General features: G+C 67.9%; 19 protein-coding genes and 3 tRNA genes. 13 read left to right on the top strand and 9 right to left on the bottom strand.

Features of this window, described 5'->3' with window-relative positions:
- Window positions 1–38: 38 nt before the first annotated feature.
- From IEY88_RS34500 to IEY88_RS34490, 3 genes are read left to right on the top strand one after another with little or no spacing between them, the layout of a single operon-like run.
- Window positions 39–569, top strand: coding sequence for a hypothetical protein (locus tag IEY88_RS34500; RefSeq protein ID WP_229694043.1), 531 nt, complete (start codon window positions 39–41; stop codon window positions 567–569).
- Between the two features lie 2 nt (window positions 570–571).
- Window positions 572–2506: a flotillin family protein gene (locus IEY88_RS34495; protein WP_229694042.1), complete on the top strand. Its 1935-nt coding sequence runs from the start codon at window positions 572–574 to the stop codon at window positions 2504–2506.
- Window positions 2503–6936, top strand: a complete 4434-nt coding sequence (locus IEY88_RS34490) for a DNA repair ATPase (RefSeq protein ID WP_189159086.1) — start codon at window positions 2503–2505, stop codon at window positions 6934–6936. The genes IEY88_RS34495 and IEY88_RS34490 overlap by 4 nt, the downstream gene beginning before the upstream one ends.
- On the opposite strand, the gene IEY88_RS34485 is transcribed toward IEY88_RS34490, so the two are convergent.
- Window positions 6933–7442 (bottom strand): hypothetical protein, encoded by a 510-nt coding sequence (locus IEY88_RS34485; protein ID WP_189159085.1) that lies wholly within the window; start codon window positions 7440–7442, stop codon window positions 6933–6935. The genes IEY88_RS34490 and IEY88_RS34485 overlap by 4 nt on opposite strands.
- Before the next feature lie 80 nt (window positions 7443–7522).
- The gene (locus IEY88_RS34480; protein ID WP_189159084.1) at window positions 7523–7933 is read right to left on the bottom strand and encodes a PPOX class F420-dependent oxidoreductase; all 411 of its coding nucleotides are present in this window, start codon (window positions 7931–7933) and stop codon (window positions 7523–7525) included.
- 34 nt (window positions 7934–7967) lie between these two features.
- On the opposite strand from IEY88_RS34480, the gene IEY88_RS34475 reads away from it, so the two are divergent.
- Both IEY88_RS34475 and IEY88_RS34470 read left to right on the top strand, forming a co-directional pair.
- Entirely contained in the window at window positions 7968–8780 is an 813-nt protein-coding gene (locus tag IEY88_RS34475) for an oxygenase MpaB family protein (RefSeq protein ID WP_189159083.1), read from the top strand.
- 82 nt (window positions 8781–8862) lie between these two features.
- Window positions 8863–9678 carry a glutamate ABC transporter substrate-binding protein gene (locus IEY88_RS34470; protein WP_189159146.1) on the top strand — a complete coding sequence of 272 codons (816 nt, stop codon included), beginning with the start codon at window positions 8863–8865 and terminating at the stop codon, window positions 9676–9678.
- 157 nt (window positions 9679–9835) lie between these two features.
- On the opposite strand, the gene IEY88_RS34465 is transcribed toward IEY88_RS34470, so the two are convergent.
- The gene (locus IEY88_RS34465; RefSeq protein ID WP_189159082.1) at window positions 9836–10960 is read right to left on the bottom strand and encodes a L,D-transpeptidase; all 1125 of its coding nucleotides are present in this window, start codon (window positions 10958–10960) and stop codon (window positions 9836–9838) included.
- A 358-nt stretch (window positions 10961–11318) separates the two neighbouring features.
- Between IEY88_RS34465 and IEY88_RS34460 the strand changes: the two genes are divergently transcribed.
- A complete protein-coding gene (locus IEY88_RS34460) occupies window positions 11319–11522 on the top strand; it encodes a cold-shock protein (protein WP_030477903.1) in 204 nt (67 codons plus the stop codon).
- 111 nt (window positions 11523–11633) lie between these two features.
- On the opposite strand, the gene IEY88_RS34455 is transcribed toward IEY88_RS34460, so the two are convergent.
- The 4 genes from IEY88_RS34455 to IEY88_RS34440 all read right to left on the bottom strand — a co-directional run bounded on the left by IEY88_RS34455 (window position 11634) and on the right by IEY88_RS34440 (window position 14885).
- Window positions 11634–11939, bottom strand: coding sequence for a hypothetical protein (locus IEY88_RS34455; RefSeq protein WP_189159081.1), 306 nt, complete (start codon window positions 11937–11939; stop codon window positions 11634–11636).
- Window positions 11940–12182: 243 nt separating this feature from the next.
- Window positions 12183–14366, bottom strand: a complete 2184-nt coding sequence (locus tag IEY88_RS34450) for a heavy metal translocating P-type ATPase (protein ID WP_189159080.1) — start codon at window positions 14364–14366, stop codon at window positions 12183–12185.
- On the bottom strand, window positions 14363–14569 hold the full coding sequence (locus tag IEY88_RS34445) for a heavy-metal-associated domain-containing protein (RefSeq protein ID WP_030477906.1): 207 nt from the start codon (window positions 14567–14569) through the stop codon (window positions 14363–14365). Before IEY88_RS34445 ends, IEY88_RS34450 begins: the two co-directional genes overlap by 4 nt.
- Before the next feature lie 55 nt (window positions 14570–14624).
- Complete coding sequence (locus IEY88_RS34440) at window positions 14625–14885, bottom strand: hypothetical protein (RefSeq protein ID WP_189159079.1); 261 nt, start codon at window positions 14883–14885, stop codon at window positions 14625–14627.
- Window positions 14886–15039: 154 nt separating this feature from the next.
- Between IEY88_RS34440 and IEY88_RS34435 the strand changes: the two genes are divergently transcribed.
- The 5 genes from IEY88_RS34435 to IEY88_RS34415 all read left to right on the top strand — a co-directional run bounded on the left by IEY88_RS34435 (window position 15040) and on the right by IEY88_RS34415 (window position 16590).
- A complete protein-coding gene (locus IEY88_RS34435) occupies window positions 15040–15285 on the top strand; it encodes a hypothetical protein (RefSeq protein ID WP_189159078.1) in 246 nt (81 codons plus the stop codon).
- Between the two features lie 222 nt (window positions 15286–15507).
- Window positions 15508–16137, top strand: coding sequence for a ScbR family autoregulator-binding transcription factor (locus IEY88_RS34430; protein WP_189159077.1), 630 nt, complete (start codon window positions 15508–15510; stop codon window positions 16135–16137).
- Between the two features lie 149 nt (window positions 16138–16286).
- A tRNA-Glu gene (locus IEY88_RS34425) sits at window positions 16287–16359 on the top strand.
- 52 nt (window positions 16360–16411) lie between these two features.
- Window positions 16412–16485 (top strand) — tRNA-Asp (locus tag IEY88_RS34420).
- 31 nt (window positions 16486–16516) lie between these two features.
- Window positions 16517–16590, top strand: a tRNA-Phe gene (locus IEY88_RS34415).
- A 47-nt stretch (window positions 16591–16637) separates the two neighbouring features.
- On the opposite strand, the gene IEY88_RS34410 is transcribed toward IEY88_RS34415, so the two are convergent.
- Window positions 16638–17345 (bottom strand): hypothetical protein, encoded by a 708-nt coding sequence (locus IEY88_RS34410; RefSeq protein ID WP_189159076.1) that lies wholly within the window; start codon window positions 17343–17345, stop codon window positions 16638–16640.
- A 61-nt stretch (window positions 17346–17406) separates the two neighbouring features.
- On the opposite strand from IEY88_RS34410, the gene IEY88_RS34405 reads away from it, so the two are divergent.
- Together IEY88_RS34405 and IEY88_RS34400 are read left to right on the top strand one after the other, a co-directional pair.
- Window positions 17407–17616, top strand: a complete 210-nt coding sequence (locus IEY88_RS34405; protein ID WP_030473166.1) for a helix-turn-helix domain-containing protein — start codon at window positions 17407–17409, stop codon at window positions 17614–17616.
- Window positions 17613–18140 carry a Clp protease N-terminal domain-containing protein gene (locus IEY88_RS34400; protein WP_229694041.1) on the top strand — a complete coding sequence of 176 codons (528 nt, stop codon included), beginning with the start codon at window positions 17613–17615 and terminating at the stop codon, window positions 18138–18140. Before IEY88_RS34405 ends, IEY88_RS34400 begins: the two co-directional genes overlap by 4 nt.
- Here the strand turns inward: IEY88_RS34400 and yczE are convergent.
- A complete protein-coding gene (gene yczE / locus IEY88_RS34395) occupies window positions 18091–18744 on the bottom strand; it encodes a membrane protein YczE (protein WP_189159075.1) in 654 nt (217 codons plus the stop codon). The genes IEY88_RS34400 and yczE overlap by 50 nt on opposite strands.
- Between the last annotated feature and the right edge of the window lie 54 nt (window positions 18745–18798).

Here is an 18798-nt window from a genome sequence, read left to right as displayed (position 1 = left end):
CAGCCCTTCGGCGCATCAGAATGTCGAGAAGGGGGGCGATGATGACCGAGTTCCTGGCTGCCGCGCTGGCGTTTCCGACGGTGCTGTTCAGCCTGCTGTTGCTCATAGTGCTCGCCTACTGGCTCACGGTGGCGTTGGTGGGCCTGGACTTCGACGCCCCCGTCATGCCGGTCTCCATCTCGATGTTCGTCGTGATCACGTGGTTCGCGGCGCTCGTCGGCACCGTGCTCACGCCCGAGGGCAAGCTCCGGTACGCGGTCCTCGCGGGCTCGCTGCTCGTCGGCGCGCTCGTCACGAAGATCCTTCTCATCCCGGTCAGGAACTGGACGAAACCGGAGAAACCGGCGTCCCGCAACGACTTCGTCGGCCGCACCGCGGTCGTCAGGACCTCCAGGGTCACCGAGCAGTACGGGCAGGCCGAGGTGACCGCCGACGACGGCGGTACGGCGGTCGTTCAGGTGCGGGCGGCGCAGAGCACCGAACTCGAGGCGGGACAGACCGCGCTGATCTTCGACTACGACGCAGAGGGCGAGTTCTTCTGGGTCGTGGACATCACCACAGGGGGCTGAACATGGGTGCGATCTCCACGGGGCTGATCGTTCTGATCGCCGTGAGCGCGTTCGTGCTGATCTTGGCGTTGATCACGCTGAGCAGACTTTTCAAGAAGTGCGAGCAGGGCAAGGCGCTGATCGTCTCGAAGATGCGCAAGGTCGACGTGACCTTCACGGGCACCGTCGTGCTCCCGGTGCTGCACCGGTGCGAGACGATGGACATCTCGGTGAAGACCATCGAGATCCGCAGGGCCGGCAACGAGGGCCTGATCTGCAAGGACAACATCCGCGCGGACATCCGCATCACGTTCTTCGTGCGGGTCAACAAGACCGTCGAGGACGTCATCAAGGTCGCGCAGGCGATCGGCACCGAGCGCGCGAGCCACGAGCAGACGCTGCAGGAGCTGTTCAACGCCAAGTTCTCCGAGGCGCTCAAGACCGTCGGCAAGCAGCTCGACTTCGTCGACCTCTACACCCACCGCGACGAGTTCCGCGACCGGATCGTCCAGGTCATCGGCACCGACCTCAACGGCTACAGCCTCGAGGACGCGGCCATCGACTACCTGGAGCAGACGCCGCTCAAGCAGCTCGACCCGGCGAACATCCTGGACGCGCAAGGCATTCGCAAGATCACCGAGCTGACCGCGATCGAGCACGTCAAGACCAACGAGTTCACCCGCAACGAGGAGAAGGAGATCACGCGCCAGAACGTCAACGCGCGTGAGGCGATCCTCGAGCTGGAACGGCGTCAGGCCGACGCGGAGATCAACCAGAAGCGCGCGATCGAGACGGCCCGCGCGCAGCAGGAGGCGGAGACGCAGAAGGTGCAGGCCGAGGAACGGCTCAAGGCCAACACCGCGTTCATCCGCACCGAGGAACAGCTCGGCATCCAGACCGAGAACAAGGCCCGCGAGATCGCCGTCGCCGAGAAGAACCGCGAGCGCGTGATCGCCGTCGAGACCGAGCGCATCGAGAAGGACCGCATGCTGGAGGTCATCGCCCGCGAACGCGAGACCTCGCTGCGCATGATCGAGAAGGACAAGGAGCTCGAGCACGAGCGCCGCGCGATCGCCGACCTGGTGCGCGAGCGCGTCGCCGTCGAGAAGACGGTGGCCGAGCAGGAGGAGAACATCAAGCGCCTGCGCGCGGTCGAGGAGGCCGAACGCGACCGCCAGCAGATCATCATCAGGGCCGAGGCCGAAGCGCAGGAGTCGCTGGTAAAGGACATCAAGGCCGCCGAGGCCGCGGAGGCGTCGGCGCAGCACAAGGCCCGCGAGGAGGTCGTGCTCGCCGAGGCGCGCAACAAGGCAGCCGAGCTGGACACCCGCTCCAAGATCCGTCTCGCGGAGGGCGCGCAGGCCGAGGCCGCCGCGAAGGGTCTGGCGGACGCCCTGGTCAAGGAACGCGACGCCGCCGCCTCCGAGGCGTTCGGCCGCGCCGAGGCCGTCGTCGACCGCGAGAAGGCACTGGCCGACGCCGAGGGCATCAAGGAACGCCTCAAGGGCGAAGCGGAAGGCCTGTCGCACAAGGCGGAGGCGATGGCCGCGCTCGACACCGCGACCCGCGAGCACGAGGAGTACCGCCTGCGCCTCGAAGCGGAGAAGGAGATCCGGCTCAGGGGCATCGACGTGCAGCGCGAGATCGCCGAGGCCCAGGCCATGGTGCTCGCGGCCGGCCTGGAGAAGGCCGACATCGACATCGTCGGTGGCGACACGATGTTCTTCGACAGGATCGCCAGCTCGATCACCGCGGGCAAGCAGGTCGACAGCTTCGTCGGCAACTCCGACGTCGTGCAGGCGCTGGGTTCCAGGTGGATGGACGGGACGTCGAACTTCCCGGAGGACCTGACCAAGATCCTCAGCTCGTTCACCACGGGTGACGCGCAGAACATCGCCGCGGCGATCGCGCTGACCCAGATGGCCAAGAACAACGGCCAGAACACCACGAACGCATGACGACTGTGTCCAATTTTCGGCTTGACGCGGGCACTTACGAGGTGCTGCGGGCGAGGCTGGCCGAACAGGCCGCCGAGCTCGCCCGCAGCACCGAGGCGCTGAACGCCCAGCGCGTCGAGACGTTCGGCAGCACGGCCCTCGAACTCGTCTCCACAGAGCGCATCCGCACCGATAACAACTGCGTGCCGCGTGACATGGTCGCGCTTGGCGACGTGATGCTGTTCGGCTACAACGTCTTCATGGGCCTCAAGCCCGAGACCGCGGTCGACGACGTTTTCGCGGTGCACGGCAGGGACTTCGGCACGGTCGAGGCCGACTTCCTCCAGGACCCGAGGTTCCGCAACGACTTCGCCGAGCTGTACCGCTACTACCGCGAGACGCGGCTGCTGCAGCTGCGCATCGTCGAGTCACGGCTGCTCGCGGTGTTCCAGACCGGCACACGGATCGAGGACATCAAGGTCCTGCGCTGGGACGTCAAGGTCGACGGCTCGGTCACCTACGTCGACGACCTGGGCGACCGCGACCACGTTTTCCCGCCCGCGCACGACTTCACGTGGGTCGAGACGACCCGCGAGCAGCACGTGCTCGGCCGGCACCCGCACATCGCCATCGACAACGAGGTGTTCGTCGAGACGGTCGGCGGCACGCTGACCGTCAAGATCGAGAACAACACCGAGTCGGGCGAGGGCGTCTACTCCGAGCCCGTCGACGAGCCGTTGCAGAGCCTCGCGGACGCCGTGGTCCACTACGCCCGCGTCGGCCCGCTGATCCTCCTCAAGATCCTGCCGTACAAGGAGACCACGCCTCGGCACCTGGTGTTCAACACCCGCACCAAGGAGGTCACCAGGCTCGACGGCATCGGCCAGGCCTGTCAGCGCCTTCCCGAGGACCAGGGCATCATCTTCCCCGGCGGGTACTACCTGGTCACGGGCGCGGACAAGACGTTCGACGTCGACACCGACGAGCTGGAGTTCGAACGGGTCGTCCGGTCGGCGAACGGCGAGGACGTGCTGTTCGTCTACCACGCCCGCCGCGACGGCCGCAGCCTCCTGTTGCCCTACAACGTGATCCGCAAGGAAGTCGCGACCCCCATCACCTGCCACGGCTACTCGCTCTTCGCCGACGGCACGCTGGTGGTCTTCCGCGAGACCGGTTCCGAACCGGTGCGCGTGCACCCGATGCAGGTCTGGCGCACGCCGTTCATGGCCGACGAGGTGCTGCCCGACCAGGCGGGCCCGCTCGCCCGCATCGGCAACGCCGAACTCGTCCGCGGCATCTCGGACTGCCTGTCCATCACCAGGATGAGCGCCGAGATGACCCCGAGCGCGCCGGTGTTCGAGGGCCTGATCGCCCTGTGCACCAGGGTGGTCGACGGCGTGTTCTGGCTCGACGAGCTGGGCCTCAAGCAGGACGTCCAGGCCATCCGGGCGACCGCCGAGCAGGTGCTGGACGAGTTCGAGGCCGTCCGCACGCTCACCGAGCACGCGGCCCAGCAGCTCCACGAGGCCGGGGAGAAGCTGGCCAGCCTGGTCAGGCTCGCCCGGTCGGCCGCTCCGAGGAGTGCCGACGAGTGGGTGCGGCTGCTGGCCGACCTCAGGTCCGCCCAGGGGCGCCTGATCACCCTCAAGGACCTCAAGTACGTCGACCTCGAGGAGATCGACAGGCGAGAAGCCGAACTGGTCGAGGAACTCGGTGCGTCCGCGCGCAGAGCCGTCGCGTTCCTCAGCGGTGAGAGCGCGTTCTCCCAGTACCACGAGGAGATCGAGCAGATCGCGGCCGCGGAGCTCAGGACCGCAGCCGAGGCGAAGCCGTTGCGCGAACGGCTCGCGCAGCAGCAGACCGGCCTGGAGGTGCTGACCGAGGTCGTCAGCACGCTCGACGCCGCCGACACCACGACCCGCACGCGGATCCTGGCGAGCATCGGCGAGGTGCTGGCCGCGGTCAACCGGGCACGCGCCACTGTGGACGGTCGGCGGTCCCAGCTCGCGAACGCCGAGGGCCGCGCCGAGTTCGCCGCGGAGTTCGCGCTGCTCGGCCAGTCCATCACGGGTGCGCTGTCGGTCGCGGACACCCCGCAACGCTGCGACGACCAGCTCGGCCGGCTCCTGCTGCAACTGGAGAACCTCGAGTCGCGGTTCGGCGAGTTCGACGACTTCCTCGCCCAGGTCGGTGCCAAGCGCACTGACGTCTACGAGGCCTTCTCCGCCCGCAAGCAGACGCTGCTCGACGAACGGGCGCGCAAGGCCGACCGGCTCGTGCAGTCCGCGGAACGGGTGCTCGGCACGATCCGCCGTCGCGTCGGGAAGCTGACCTCGACGGACGAGATCAACACGTACTTCGCGGGCGACCCGATGGTCGCCAAGGTCCGCACGGTCGCCGACCAGCTCAGGGAACTCGGCGACGTCCGGGCCGACGAGCTCGACACGAGTCTGCGCGACGCCCGGCAGGCGGGAGGCCGGGCACTGCGCGACCGGGCCGACCTGTACGACGGCGCGTCGATCGTGCTCGGCCGCCATCGGTTCCCGGTGACGACCGAGCCGATGAACCTCACCCTCGTGCCCCGCGACGGCAAGCTCTTCTACGCCGTCACCGGCACCGACTACCGCAGCGAGGTCACCGACGGCGAGTTCGCTCGTACCAAAGGTTTCTGGGACCAGCTGCTGGTGAGCGAGACCCAGGACGTCTACCGGTCCGAGCACCTCGCCGGCTGCCTGCTCGCCGAAGGCCGCACGGACGTCACGAACGCCGCCGCGGAACGCTACGACGAGGGCTACGAGAAGGGCGTCCACGACCACGACGCCGAGAAGATCCTCGCTGTCCTGCAACGCCTTCACGCCGGCGCCGGACTGCTCAGGTACCCGCCGCGAGCACGTGCCGAGGCGCAGGTCTTCTGGTCGGAACAGCCGGCCGAGCAACGCGCGGTGTGGGCGCGCAAGGCCGAGTCACTGGCCAGGGCCCGCACGATCTTCGGTGGCACGCACGGGATTCCCGAGCTGTGCCAGCAGTTCGGACTCGAGGAGCTCACCGCCGAGTACCTGTTCGAGGAACTCGCCTGCGAGCCCCAGGGCTTCGTCACCAGCAAGGCCGCCCGCGCGGTGATCGACAGGTTCCGCGCGGTGGTCACCGAGGAACTCCACGACCGCGACCTGATCGAGGCCTGGCTGCACGCGTTTCTCAAGGACGAGGACTGCCCGGAGTTCCCCGAGGTTGTCGCGGTTCTGCTCACCGACCTGCCGCGCTACGACTCGAGCGCGTCGCTGACCGAGACCGTCACGGGCCTGCTCGGCACGCACCCGCGCGTGCACAACCAGTCGATGGACCTGCGTCTGGACGAAACCCTCACCAGGCTCAGGACCTTCAGCTCCGAACAGGTCCCCGCCTTCCGCGCCTACCAGCGCAAGCGGGACGAACTGCTGGCTGAGGAACGCCGCAGGCTCCGCCTCGACGACTACAAGCCGGCGGTGCTGAACACGTTCGTGCGCAACAGGTTGCTCAACGAGGTCTACCTGCCGTTGATCGGCGACAACCTCAGCAAGCAGCTCAACGACGGCACCGGCCTGCTGATGCTGATCTCCCCGCCCGGCTACGGCAAGACGACGCTCATGGAGTACGTCGCGAACCGCCTGGGCATGGTGTTCGTCAAGGTCAACGGCCCGGCGCTCGGCACCGGCGTCACCTCGCTCGACCCGGCGGAGGCACCCAACGCCACCGCGCGCCAGGAGGTCGAGCGGATCAACTTCGCGTTCGCGCTGGGCAGCAACGTCCTGCTGCACCTGGACGACATCCAGCACACCTCACCGGAGCTGTTGCAGAAGTTCATCTCGCTGTGCGACGCCCAGCGCCGGGTCGAAGGCGTCTGGGACGGCGAACCGCGCACGTTCGACCTGCGGGGCAAGCGCTTCGCCGTGTCGATGGCCGGCAACCCGTACACCGAGACGGGTCGTGCGTTCCGCGTGCCCGACATGCTCGCGAACCGCGCGGACGTGTGGAACCTCGGCGACGTGCTGTCCGGTCGCGACGCGCTGTTCGCGTTGAGCTACCTGGAGAACGCGTCCGGCTCGAACCCGACCCTGGGCGGTGTCGACGTGGAACCGCTGGTGCGCTTGGCGAACGGCGAGAGCGTCCGGCACGAGTACGAGACCGTCGAACTCGAACGCATGCTCTCGGTCGTCCGGAAGCTGCAACGGATCCAGCAGGTCGTCCTCGAGGTCAACCAGGCGTACATCGCGTCCGCGGCGGACCCGTCCGGGCAGCCGTTCCTGTTGCAGGGCAGCTATCGCAACATGAACAGGATGGCCGCGCGGATCGTGCCGGCGATGAACGACGACGAGGTCGAGGCGTTGATCGACGACCACTACCTCGGTGAGGCGCAGCTGCTCGGCGCGCTGGCGGAAGCGAACCTCGTGAAGCTGCGACAGCTCAAGGGTTAGCTCTCGTCGCAGCTCAGCTCGAACCGGTCGAAGCGGTCGGACCGGCCCTTGCCGGGACCACGCACGTCGGTCGGTTCGAGCTGGTGTTCCTCCAGGAACTCGCAGAACTCCTCGGCGTCGAGCGGCCACCGCAGGCAGTGCTCGAAGTCTTCGCCGAGGAGCTTCGAGTCACACCGCAGCAGGTCGTACAGGTTCGGTCTGGGCTTTCCCGGCGGTGGCGGCGGTCTGTGCCCGGGAGGAGGCGGCGGTGGCGGCCGGTCGGCATCCCCTCGTGCGGGCGGAGGCGGCGGCGGGGGAGGCGGTGGTGGCGGCGGCCGCTGGACCCCGACGGCGGAGACGGTGGTCGTGGCGGTCGCGGTGACGACCTCGGGCGGCAGGGGCGGCGGCGCGACCAGGCGGATGTCGACGGGCTTGTCCGGGGGTGCCGAGAACAAAGCCGCGATCAGGGCCGCGCCCATCACCGCCACCGCGGCTGCGAAGTAGCCGCGGCGTCTGACACCAGTCATCGCTTCCGCTCCCCAGGTTCCGCCTGCCCGGTAGCCGCCGTCCCCGTGGAATCGTTGCGCCCGCTAACGGTGTTACAGGCTCAGCCCGTCCTGTCCGGTCCGGCGGAGGTGAGCGAGATCCGCAGGACCACCCGCTGCTCGCGCTGCATCGCCGCCCGGTAGTCGTTCCAGTCGGCGTGCTCGCCGGAGATCGTCCGGTAGTACTGGACCAGCAGGTCCATGGCCTCGGGCAACCCGATGACCGTCGCGGTTCCGTTGAGCTGGATCCAGCGGCCGAAGAAGCTGTCCGGCAGCACGCACAGCGAGACGTGCGGGTCGCGCTCGACCTGCTTCGTCTTGTACGCGGTGGCTCGTGTGGAGACGAGCACGTCGCCGTTGTCGTCGAGTGCGACGAGCACCGGCGACATGGCCGGCGTGCCGTCGGACTTCAGTGCGCAGAACACCGCGCGGTGCTGGCTGCGGAGCACTTCCCGTGCCTGGTCCAGGTCCATGGTCTTCATCCTGGCGAGGCGGGACGATGTCCGCATGCCCGACCCGAACTCCGTGAGCTGGCAGATGCACGCCGACCCGACGATGTGGATCGCCGGGATCGCGAGCCTCTACCTGCAGGCCCTGCACCCCCGAGCGGTCGCGGGTGTCGTCCAGAACTCGAACTTCCAGGCCGACCCGCTCGGCAGGCTCAAGCGCACGGCGGACTTCGTCGGCCTCGGCGTCTACGGCACCGACGAGGAGATCAGCACCGCCGCGGCACGGGTGCGGGCCACGCACCGGAACCTGCGCGGCGTCGTGGACGGCCGGACGTTCCGCGTCGATGAACCCGAACTGCTGCTCTGGGTGCATTGCTCGGAGGTTTCCAGTTTCGAAACGGTGCTCGACCGCGCGGGGTACGGACTGTCCGGGCGACAGAAGGACCTCTACTACGCAGAACAGCGATCTGCCGCTGCTTTGGTCGGATTGCACCCGGATGAGGTACCGGGATCCAGGCGTGAAATGGCCGAGTACTTCGACCGGATGCGTCCCGTTCTGCGCCGAACGCCCGACTCCGATGTGATCTACGACTTCTTGCACGGACCGCCAGTGCAGGGGTGGGTCCGCCACGGGCTGCCCGTGTACCGGGTTCTCGTAGGCCACCTGGCGTATTCGGTGCTACCCGACTGGGCGCTCGAACTACACGGCCGTGAGCCGTACAAACACGCTGACCAATGGCTGCGACTGATGCGTGGAGCTGCGCTTTTGGTGCCCGGCAAGATCAGGAGACTGGCTCCGCCCGGCCACCTGAAGCGTGCGATCGAGCGTCACGGCAAGCATGTGACGCCCAGCAAGGCGAGGCTTCCGTAGTTGTCATACATCACAGTCGATCACCGCCGCAGGTCCGTAGCATTGCGCACGAATCCACACCACCCCCGGAAGGCCTGTCGTGATCCGTCGTGCCGCGCTCCTGACTGCCGTTGCGGTGTTCGCCACCGCCTGTGGGAGCGGTGACACCAGCACAGTCATCGGACGTGCTGACTCCGGGAAGCTGACCATCGGCATCCGCTACGACCAACCGGGCCTGAGCGAACGACGCCTCGACGGCCGGTACGTCGGCTTCGACGTGGACGTCGCCAAGTACGTGGCGAACGAGCTCGGGGTGAAGGAAGGCGGCATCACCTTCAAGGAGGCCCGCGGTGCCGCCCGCGAGTCGATGCTCGAGAACGGCGAGGCCGACCTGATCATCGCCTCGTACTCGATCACCGACGCCCGCAAGGAGAAGGTCGCCTTCGCCGGCCCGTACTTCGAGACGGGCCAGGGCATGCTGGTGCGCTACACCGAGAACTCCATCCAGGGCCCGGAGACGCTGAACAGCCGCAAGCTGTGCTCGGTCAAGGGATCGACCTCCGCGCAGAAGGTGAAGACGGACTTCTCGCAGCAGGTGCAGCTCGTCGAGTACGGCCAGTACTCCGACTGCGTGATCGCTCTCATGGCGGGCAACGTCGACGCCGTCTCGACCGACGAGGTCATCCTCGCCGGGTTCGCCGCCGAGAACCCCGAGCTGCTCAAGCTCGTCGGCAAGACGTTCTCCAAGGAGCGCTACGGAATCGGCGTGCCGAAGGGTGACGCCGAGTCGCGCGACGCCGTGAACGAGGCCATCGAGAAGATGATCTCGAGCGGCGAGTGGAAGCGGGCTCTCGAACGCAACGTCGGCCCGTCCGGTTACGAGATCCCGCAGCCACCCGCCATCACCGAGAAGAGCTAGTGACGTGACCCAGAACGCTGGCGGCGTATCCGCGCTCAGCAGGGCGCCTCGCGGCACCGCCCCCACGCCCCCGTACAACCAGTACGAGGACGTGGAGGCGGCACCACGATGCACCCGTCTGACCACGAATACACCGGCAACGTTCTGAGCCACACCACTAGGAAGTAGCGGCGGACTTGGCGGTCCAGGCCGCCCAGTCGAGCGTCCACTGCCAGTAGTCGCCGTGCGCCGGCCCGTTCGGGTCGGCAAGCCCGAGCTGCACCGAGGAACCCACGACCTCGACCGGGTCGCCGACCATCGTCAGGTCGAAGAAGATCTTGGCGTTGGGACCGGACAGGTTCGCGCAGCCGTGCGACACGTTCTCGTTGCCCTGCTGGGGGATCGTCTTGTCGTTCTCGTGCACGAACTCGCCGTTCTGCGAGATCAGCACCGCCCAGGTGACCGGGACGTCGTAGTTGTACGTGGTGCTCTTCATCCGCCGCGCGGCTTCCTTTTGCTGCACGACGTGGATGCCGGACCTGGTCACCCTGCCCGGGTCGCTCTCCTTGCCGTACGACGCCGGGAGGTCGTGCAGCAGCTTGCCGTCGCGGTAGATCTCGAACCGCTTGGTCTGGGTGTTCGCCTTGGCCACCAACGCCCGGTCGGCGATCTTGAACTGCACGTGCACGTCGTTGGCACCGAACGCACCGCCGCCCAGCGGCACGCCGAACACGTCGGCGTCGACGGTGACGTCGGTGCCGGGCTTCCAGTACTCGCGCGGGCGCCAGTGCGCCTCGGTGTCGGACAGCCACGCCCACGCGCCCTCGGTCGGCACGGAGGTCGTGACGGTCATGGCCTTCTGCGCGGAAGCCTTGTCCTGCACGGGCGCGGCGAACTTCACCCTGATCGGCATCGCGATGCCGTAGGTCTCGTGGTCGCCGACGTTCAGCGACGCGTTGACGACCCGCTGCGGCTTGACGGTGCGGAACGACCCGGTGACCGGGACCTCGGTGCCGTCCTCCCCCTTGCCCGTGCCGGACCAGGTGTACACCTTGTTGTAGCCCAGATCCTCGGTGGCGACCCACTTGCCGGCGGTGAGCTCCCCCTTCACCACCTGCCCGTCGGCGCCGGTCAGTGCGACGGCGGTGAGCGAACCACCGGTCATTCCGACCTGGAATGGTCCGGCCGGGCTGATCCCCTCGCCCGACGACGGGCTCACCGACAGCACGGCCTTCGCCTTCTCGGCCACGACCGGCGCAACAGGTGCCGGGCCGCCCTCGGGCGCGGCGCTGCAGGCGGTCAATCCCAGTAGTGCAAACAAAAACAGTGGCCGGAACACGCTTCCCCCAAGATCCCCTCGTCCAACGCAGAGGAAGACGCACAAGGGTCGCTGCACGTTGCACACGAGTTTGCGATCACCCACCCGGACCAGCGGCTTTCCTCCTATTGAGGCACCCAACCGGCCAGTAATGACCGTAGTGCTATGACCAATCACACGTTAGGCTGACCCGCGCAGGCCGTGGTTTCTGTGTTCGTGCTTCACACGCTCGCGGAACGACACGCGGGCGTGCGGTGCGCTCTCAGCGAGTTTGCCTATCGCCCCCGGGACGGCCGGGGTTGCACGGTGCAGCCCCAAGCTTTCCTGCGATGGAGGCAGGTACATGGCACAGGGCACTGTCAAGTGGTTCAACTCCGAAAAGGGCTTTGGTTTCATCGCCCAGGACAACGGCGGCGCTGACGTCTTCGTCCACTACTCGGAGATCCAGGGTCAGGGTTTCCGCACCCTGGAGGAGAACCAGCGAGTGGAGTTCGAGGTCGGCCAGGGCACCAAGGGCCCGCAGGCTCAGAACGTCCGCGCGGTCTGAGGTTTGTAATACGCCGCAATGGAGCCGTACGTGAGAAGGACCCTCGACCGGGCTCGGTCGAGGGTCCTTCTTCGTTCGCTCTGGGTTTCGGTGGGACGGCCGGTCGTACCGCTAGTGGCCGCGCTGGCGCGCTTCCCACTCCAGGCGCTGCATGACCCACTCCGTGGCGAGAGCCTGCGGGGAGGTCTGGCGCTCGGCAGCGAGTTCCTTGAGCTGCTCGTTGGCCATCAGCTGCAGCCGCAGCTGGTACACCTGCGCGTTGCCGAAGCCCGACGCGGTGGTCTCGTTGTCCGCGTCCGGGGCCAGGGCAGCCAGGTAAGAGGTCAGCTCCTCGTCGGGCGACGTCCCCGGCTCCTGCGGTTCGTCCGCGGGACGGTGACGGCCGGACTTGGAGCGTCCGAGGGATCCGATAGGCACCGGGACACGATAACGGCTCGGTCACGGAACCCAAACCCCTGTGAGCCGGGTCACCCCAAGGTGTACATGGGCTCTACTCAGAGTGGATCTCCGGCGGGTGCCTCGGGACATGGAGAGGCCCCCGCGCCAGGGGGAGGAACGCGGGGGCCGGAGGGGATCTCCACAGGCGCTGACCGGGGGTGTGTCAGCTTTTGGATTGTTGCATGCGCACGCGCTGGTTGGGGAGTGTTCCGCGCGGGATTTCTAAGCAGCCGACGCGCGGAAACCCCGTAGTCGCAAGCTGTTGGTAACAACGAACACGCTGCTGAAGGCCATCGCGGCCCCCGCGATCATCGGGTTCAGCAGGCCGAGCGCCGCGAGCGGGAGTCCAGCGACGTTGTAGGCGAACGCCCAGAACAGGTTCCCCTTGATGGTGCTCAAAGTCTTGCGGGACAACCGAATCGCGTCCGCTGCGACGCGCAGGTCGCCGCGCACCAGTGTGAGGTCGCTCGCCTCGATCGCGACGTCGGTGCCGGTTCCCATGGCCAGCCCCAGATCCGCGGCCGCGAGGGCCGGCGCGTCGTTCACGCCGTCGCCGACCATGGCCACGACTCGGCCCTGTGCCTGGAGATTCCGGACGGCTTCGACTTTGCCGGACGGCATGACGTCGGCGATAACCTCGTCGATGCCCACCTCGGCCGCGACCTCGGCGGCCACGGAGGCGTTGTCGCCGGTCAGCAGCACCGGCCGCAATCCGAGCTGCTTCAGTTCCCGAATCGCTTGTGCGGACGTGGGTTTCACGACGTCCGACACGACGACGAGCCCGACAACCTTGTCATCAAAGGAAACCGCGACGACTGTCCTGGTTGTGTGGGCAACTGCGGCCTCGGTCAACTCGGTGGGGAGCACCACGTTGCGCACCCGGCCGACGACGACGCGGCGGCCTTCGACCGTTCCGCTGACGCCCACGCCGTCCGTGGAAACGAAGTCCGACACGGCCGGCACGTCGCCGGCGGAGGGGACGATCGCGGCGCCGATCGGATGTTCGGACGCGTTCTCCACGGCCGCGGCGAGCCGCAGCACCTCAGCCCGTGACTCGCCCTCGGCGGGGATCACGTCGACCAGCGTGAGCTGTCCGGTCGTCACGGTGCCGGTCTTGTCCAGGACGACGGTGTCGACCCGGCGGGTCGACTCGAGGACCTCGGGACCCTTCACCAGGATGCCGAGCTGGGCGCCGCGGCCGGTGCCCACGAGCAACGCCGTCGGTGTCGCGAGGCCCAGCGCGCACGGGCACGCGATCACGAGCACCGCCACCGCGGTCGTCACGGCGAACTCCAGCGGCCGTCCGGCCAGCAGCCACGTGCCGAACGACGCCAGCGCGATCAGCACGACGATCGGGACGAACACCGAGGACACCCGGTCCGCCAGCCGCTGCACCTCGGCCTTGCCGGCCTGGGCCTGCTCGACCAGCCGCGCCATCCGCGCGAGCTGGGTGTCGGCGCCGACGGACGAGGCCTGGACGACCAGCCGGCCGCCCGCGTTGACGGTGCCGCCGACGACCGCGTCGCCCTCGCCGACCTCGACCGGCACCGATTCCCCGGTCACCATCGAGCGGTCCACAGCCGAACTGCCGTCGGTCACTACGCCATCAGTGGCGATGCGCTCACCCGGACGGACCACGAACCGTTCGCCGACCCGGAGCTGACCGATCGGGACTCGGGTCTCCACGCCGTCGCGCAGCACCGCCACGTCCTTGGCGCCGAGTGCGAGCAGCGACCGCAGGGCCGCCCCCGCGCTGCGCTTCGAACGGGCCTCCAGCCAGCGTCCGAGCAGCAGGAACACGGTCACGCCGACCGCGACCTCCAGGTAGATGTCACCGGAGGTGGTGGGGCGCGGCAGCAGGCTGAACTCGTGCCGCATGCCGATCATGCCGGCCTCACCGAACACCAGCGCGTAGAGCGACCAGAGGTACGAGACCGTGACGCCCATCGACACGAGGGTGTCCATCGTGCTGGCGCCGTGCCGTGCGTTGACGAGGGCGGCACGGTGGAACGGCCAGCCGCACACCCACACGACCACGCTCGCCAGCGCGAGCGAGACCCACTGCCAGGTCGGGAACTGCCACGCCGGGACCATCGAGAACGCGATCACCGGCACGCCCAGCACCGCGGCGAGGGTGACCCTCAGCCGCAGCTCACCGGCCTCGTCCTGCTCGGGAGCTTCGAGCTGGGGCTCCTCGGCGTCGTACCCCGCCGCGCGCACGGTCGACACCAGGTCGTCCACGTGCAGGTTGCCCGGGAACTGAACGCTGGCCTTCTCGGTCGCGTAGTTCACGGTGGCGGAGACGCCGTCGAGCTTGTTCAGCTTGCGTTCGATGCGGTTCGCACAGGAAGCGCACGTCATGCCGCTGATGCTGAGCTCGACGTGACGAGGCTCGGTGGTGGTCATGCGACCTGGTACCCGGCCTCGGTCACGGCGGCGACGACCTCGGCGCGGTCGAGTTCGCGGTCGCTCGTGACGGTGACGGCACCGGTCTCCAGGACGACGTCGACACCCGTGACGCCGGAGACCTCGGTCAGCTCCTCGGTGACGGAGCTGACGCAGTGGCCGCAGGTCATGCCGGTGACGGTGTAGGTGGCGCTGACGGACATCGGAGCCCTTTCTCTCTTCGGAGCTCCGAGTGTATACCCCCCTGGGGTAACCGATCTACTGAGGACTCTCGGGTTTGGGCTGGTCCAGGTTCTGGAGGTCGCCCTCGATCTTGTTGACCAGCTCGTCGAGGCCCTCGAGCATCTTGTCGAGCTCGGCCATCCGTGAGCCGAACGCCGACTCGATGTCGGCGTCGATCGTGTTCAGGTTGATGCCGCTGAGCGCCTGGAAGATGGCCTGCTGCTCGGCGGAACCCGGTATCTGGGACGCGTTTTGGCCCTCTGCTTCGGGGGAAGGCTCCGGCGTGGGGTCGGTCATCTGTCCATCATCCACTGGCCAGTTCTCCACCGGACACACCCGGCACCTGTACGGAAAGTAACGCTGGGTGTCGATGGAATCACTCTGCGGGGGGCTGCGGCCGTTGTCCCAGGTCGCTTAGCCTCGCGCCAACCTCAAGTCGGGGAGGGTGCTCATGAGCGGGTCACTGGAAGTGCGGAAGTTCCTGTTCACACAGGACGACAGCATGTCGCGGCAGGGCGGGCCGAGCGTGCCGGCCCAACGCAGCGGAGAGCCATCACGGATCTCCGACGACCAGGTCCACCGGGCCAGGCTCGCGGTCGCGCGGAGCGCGCTGGGCGCGGAGGACTGCCGGATGCTCCTGGACATGCTCGGCCTGTCACCGGGCGAGGACGGCGGGCTGCCACCGGCGCAACGGTGAAGGTCGTGCGTACGCGAAAGCGGCCCTGACTCCAGGCGCGCACCCCCCGGAGCGCGTCTGCAGAACAGGGCCGCACCTCGAAACATACCCACGGGTCTCTTTAGCGGCAACGGCTAGGCGCTGTCCTGCGAGTTCGTCAGGTGACAGACGCGGGCGCCTCCGGGGCCCTCGACCGCCGCTGTCGCCCGACGAGACTCACAGGACAGGGCCTAACCTCTACCCATGACCCAGCAGGACCGGGCGCACGCGACACGCGAGGCGATACTCCACGCCGCGGCGCAGGAGTTCGACCGGCTCGGCTACGAGCGCACGTCGCTGACCGCCGTGCTCGCGCGCGCCGGACTGACCAAGGGCGCGTTCTACTTCCACTTCCCCTCCAAGGAAGCGGTCGCGGACGCCCTGGTCGAGCGGCAGACCGAGCTGTGGGCGCAGGTGAGGGAGTCGTGGCGGTTGCGCGGCGTCGACCCGCTCAGCGCCCTGCACGGCATGTTCGCCGAGTCGGCCGACCGGATGGCCGCCGACGTGGTGCTGCGCGCCGGCGTGCGGCTCAACGCCGATCGCGAGGTCGGCTATCCGGGCGTCCCGAGCACGCACCTCATGTGGGAGAAGCTCGTCGCCACGTACGTGATCGAGGCGGCCGAACGCGGAGACCTGCGTCCCGGCGTCGACCCGGAGGCCGTCGCGCGGACGTTGTGCAGCGCGGCTCTCGGTTCGCGGTTGATCTCCTCCGCGACGACGGAGTGCGCGGACTTCCCCTCGCGGATCCGCGAGGTCCTGGGCCACGTGCTGCCCTGCATCACGGCTCCCGCGTGGGAGTTGTCTGGATCACAAAGTGCGTCCGAACCCGCGTGAACGGCCCGAACAGCCCTGAACAGGCGTTTGTTGATCTGGCCGATCCGCGCTTGGAGGGGGTTTGGGCAGGTCAGCACACAAGTGGGACCCCCGTTTTGGAGGTGCGTGGACCCATGGCATATGCTTACGATGCTTCCAGAGACCAGCTAGTCCCCATCATCTAGCGGCCTAGGATCCCGCCCTTTCAAGGCGGTCGCGCGGGTTCGAATCCCGTTGGGGGCACGCAGTAACATGCAGTACCTTGCATGCAGTACAGTACGACAAGCAAGAGCAAGGCCCAGTGGCGCAGTTGGTTAGCGCGTCGCCCTGTCACGGCGAAGGTCGCGGGTTCGAGTCCCGTCTGGGTCGCTTTTCCTGTGGTTGAGATATCACAGTTCATGGCCAGGTAGCTCAGTTGGTACGAGCGACCGCCTGAAAAGCGGTAGGTCGGCGGTTCGACCCCGCCCCTGGCCATACCTCCTTCGAAAGAAGCCCCGCAGAGTTCTGCGGGGCTTCTTTCGTTATGCGCTGAAGGTGATTCGGGCGATCGCCTGATCGTCGTGCGTTTTGTAGCGAGGCCACCGCCGGTGTTCCGAATCACCGCACTCCGCTTCCCGGATTCGGTCGAGCACTTCGCCCAGAGGCAATTGATTCAGGTCTTCCCATGTGAAGAGTTCGTACTCGGACACCCCGCAGGAGACGCCGTCTGTGAGAGCGATCACACTCTTGGTCTCGTCGCGGCGCCAGGTCGTCAGGGCTTGATTTCCGGCGGCGGGATCGGCCTCCGCGACCCAGTAGCCGCCGGGTTTGTTCTTCCACCTGAGGATGTCCGGGTCGGGCCGGAGGTCTTCGAGCCGGGTGTCCTCGAGGACCCGAGTGGACTGTCCGAACGCGACGATCGGGGTGTCGCACAGGACGAGCGCGTCGACGGTCTCTTCGGTCCAGCGCACGATCGACGCGGTCGCGGCCGGCGAGTCGCCGGGGACGAGGTCGTGTTCCTCGACGAGGTTCGTGATGGCTCGGGTGAGGACGTCCGCCAACGGGTCGGTGTCGGTGATCAGCTCGGCTAGCTCGTCGGCGAGTTTCGAGGCGTACCAACCACCGTTGCGGTCCGGAGGCCTGGTTCGCGATGTCACGCCGTCGAGCACCACGACGGCGTTCGGCAGGACCCTGATCCGGTCCTCGGTGACCCGGCCCGGAGCCCCCTGCTCAGCGGTCTCGATCTTCACGCTGCCACCGTACGTGTCAACATTGGTTGACGGATGCGGGTTGTCAACGTACGTTGACATCATGACGGAAGCGACGGATCTCGCCACAGCGGCTGGGGATCGTGACCCGAAGGTCGGGTTGCGGGCCGTCAGCGCGTTGCGGCGACTGCTCGAACATCTGGAGGCCGCCCAGGTCCGCAGTGCGCGGGCGCAGGGCTGGTCGTGGCAGGACATCGCGGCGGAGCTCGGGGTATCCCGCCAGGCGGTCCACAAGAAGCACGGGGGGCGATGATGATCGCGGAACGGTTCACGAAGGAAGCCCGTGAGGCGGTCAAGGCCGCGGTGCGGGAGGCGGAGCAGGGCCACGCCGCCGAGGTCGGCGTGGAGCACCTGCTGCTGGCCGTGCTCGGCGCGCCGGTGCTGGCCGGGTTCGACCTGCCGCGCGACGAGCTGGAGACGGCGTTCCGGGACTACCGGCGCAAGGGCGGGCTGACCAAGGCCGACGCGGAAGCGTTGCGGGGCTTGGGGATCGACGTCGACGCCGTGATCGAGTCGGCTGAGCAGTCCCTCGGCACCGGGGTGCTGCGACCGGGGCCGCGCCGGCGGTGGTTCGGGATGCCGCTGGAGCAGGACTTCAAGAAGGCGCTGGAGAACTCGCTGCGCGAGTCGCGCGACCTCGGCCACAACTACCTGGGTGTGGAGCACATCCTGCTGGCTCTGTTGCAGGGCAAGGGAATCGTGGCCGAGGTGCTGACGGAGCGGGAGGTCACGTACGCGGAGATCCGCAAGCGGGCCGCGAGCGCTCGCGCCAGGTGAGCGCGGGCAGGAACAGCTGCGCGAGCGGCCCGATGCCGAGCGCGTAGAGGACCGTGCCGATGCCGACCGTGCCGCCGAGCAGCCAGCCGGTGCCGAGCACGAGCAGTTCGAGCACGGTCCGCGTGAGCCGCAGGGAGATCCCCGTGCGGCGGCAGAACCCGGTGACCAGGCCGTCGCGCGGGCCCGGTCCGAGGCGGGAGCCGACGTACGCGGCGAACGCCACCGCGTTGAGCACGATGCCCAGCGTCAGGAACACAATCCTGGGCAGCAGTCCCTCCGGCGCGGGCAGGAGCGAGAGCGTCACGTCGACGCTGACGGCGATGACCACGACGTTCGCGATCGTGCCGATGCCGGGTTTCTGCCTGAGGGGGATCCACAGCAGGAGAACCAGCACGCCGGTGATGGCGGTGATCAGCCCGAAGCTCAGGCCGGTGATTTTCGTGAGGCCCTGGTGCAGCACGTCCCACGGGTTCAGGCCGAGAGTCGCGCGGATCTGCATCGCCATGCTCGCGCCGTAGAGCCACAGCCCTGCGGCGAGCTGCGGGAGGCGACGGGCGGGTGAGATCCGGACGGAGACCTGGTGGAGTGCGGTCATGGAGGCCATGTGGCCATGTTGCGCCCTGATTGGCCTGGTAATCCATAGCCAATTTGGCATAAT

Origin of the sequence: Lentzea pudingi, assembly GCF_014646255.1 — a bacterium.
GTDB classification, from domain to species: domain Bacteria; phylum Actinomycetota; class Actinomycetes; order Mycobacteriales; family Pseudonocardiaceae; genus Lentzea; species Lentzea pudingi.
The sequence above is the reverse complement of the archived record's forward strand: the minus strand, read 5'-3'. Positions and strand labels throughout refer to the sequence as shown.

Bases quoted from the DNA above. Each gene is read 5' to 3' on its own strand.
- IEY88_RS34495 (WP_229694042.1), top strand. From the start codon at position 572: ATGGGTGCGATCTCCACGGGGCTGATCGTTCTGATCGCCGTGAGCGCG.
- IEY88_RS34400 (WP_229694041.1), top strand. From the start codon at position 17,613: ATGATGATCGCGGAACGGTTCACGAAGGAAGCCCGTGAGGCGGTCAAG.
- IEY88_RS34430 (WP_189159077.1), top strand. From the start codon at position 15,508: ATGACCCAGCAGGACCGGGCGCACGCGACACGCGAGGCGATACTCCAC.
- IEY88_RS34490 (WP_189159086.1), top strand. From the start codon at position 2,503: ATGACGACTGTGTCCAATTTTCGGCTTGACGCGGGCACTTACGAGGTG.
- IEY88_RS34500 (WP_229694043.1), top strand. From the start codon at position 39: ATGATGACCGAGTTCCTGGCTGCCGCGCTGGCGTTTCCGACGGTGCTG.
- IEY88_RS34475 (WP_189159083.1), top strand. From the start codon at position 7,968: ATGCCCGACCCGAACTCCGTGAGCTGGCAGATGCACGCCGACCCGACG.
- IEY88_RS34480 (WP_189159084.1), bottom strand. From the start codon at position 7,933: ATGGACCTGGACCAGGCACGGGAAGTGCTCCGCAGCCAGCACCGCGCG.
- IEY88_RS34485 (WP_189159085.1), bottom strand. From the start codon at position 7,442: ATGACTGGTGTCAGACGCCGCGGCTACTTCGCAGCCGCGGTGGCGGTG.
- yczE (WP_189159075.1), bottom strand. From the start codon at position 18,744: ATGGCCTCCATGACCGCACTCCACCAGGTCTCCGTCCGGATCTCACCC.
- IEY88_RS34445 (WP_030477906.1), bottom strand. From the start codon at position 14,569: ATGTCCGTCAGCGCCACCTACACCGTCACCGGCATGACCTGCGGCCAC.
- IEY88_RS34405 (WP_030473166.1), top strand. From the start codon at position 17,407: ATGACGGAAGCGACGGATCTCGCCACAGCGGCTGGGGATCGTGACCCG.
- IEY88_RS34460 (WP_030477903.1), top strand. From the start codon at position 11,319: ATGGCACAGGGCACTGTCAAGTGGTTCAACTCCGAAAAGGGCTTTGGT.
- IEY88_RS34450 (WP_189159080.1), bottom strand. From the start codon at position 14,366: ATGACCACCACCGAGCCTCGTCACGTCGAGCTCAGCATCAGCGGCATG.
- IEY88_RS34440 (WP_189159079.1), bottom strand. From the start codon at position 14,885: ATGACCGACCCCACGCCGGAGCCTTCCCCCGAAGCAGAGGGCCAAAAC.
- IEY88_RS34435 (WP_189159078.1), top strand. From the start codon at position 15,040: ATGAGCGGGTCACTGGAAGTGCGGAAGTTCCTGTTCACACAGGACGAC.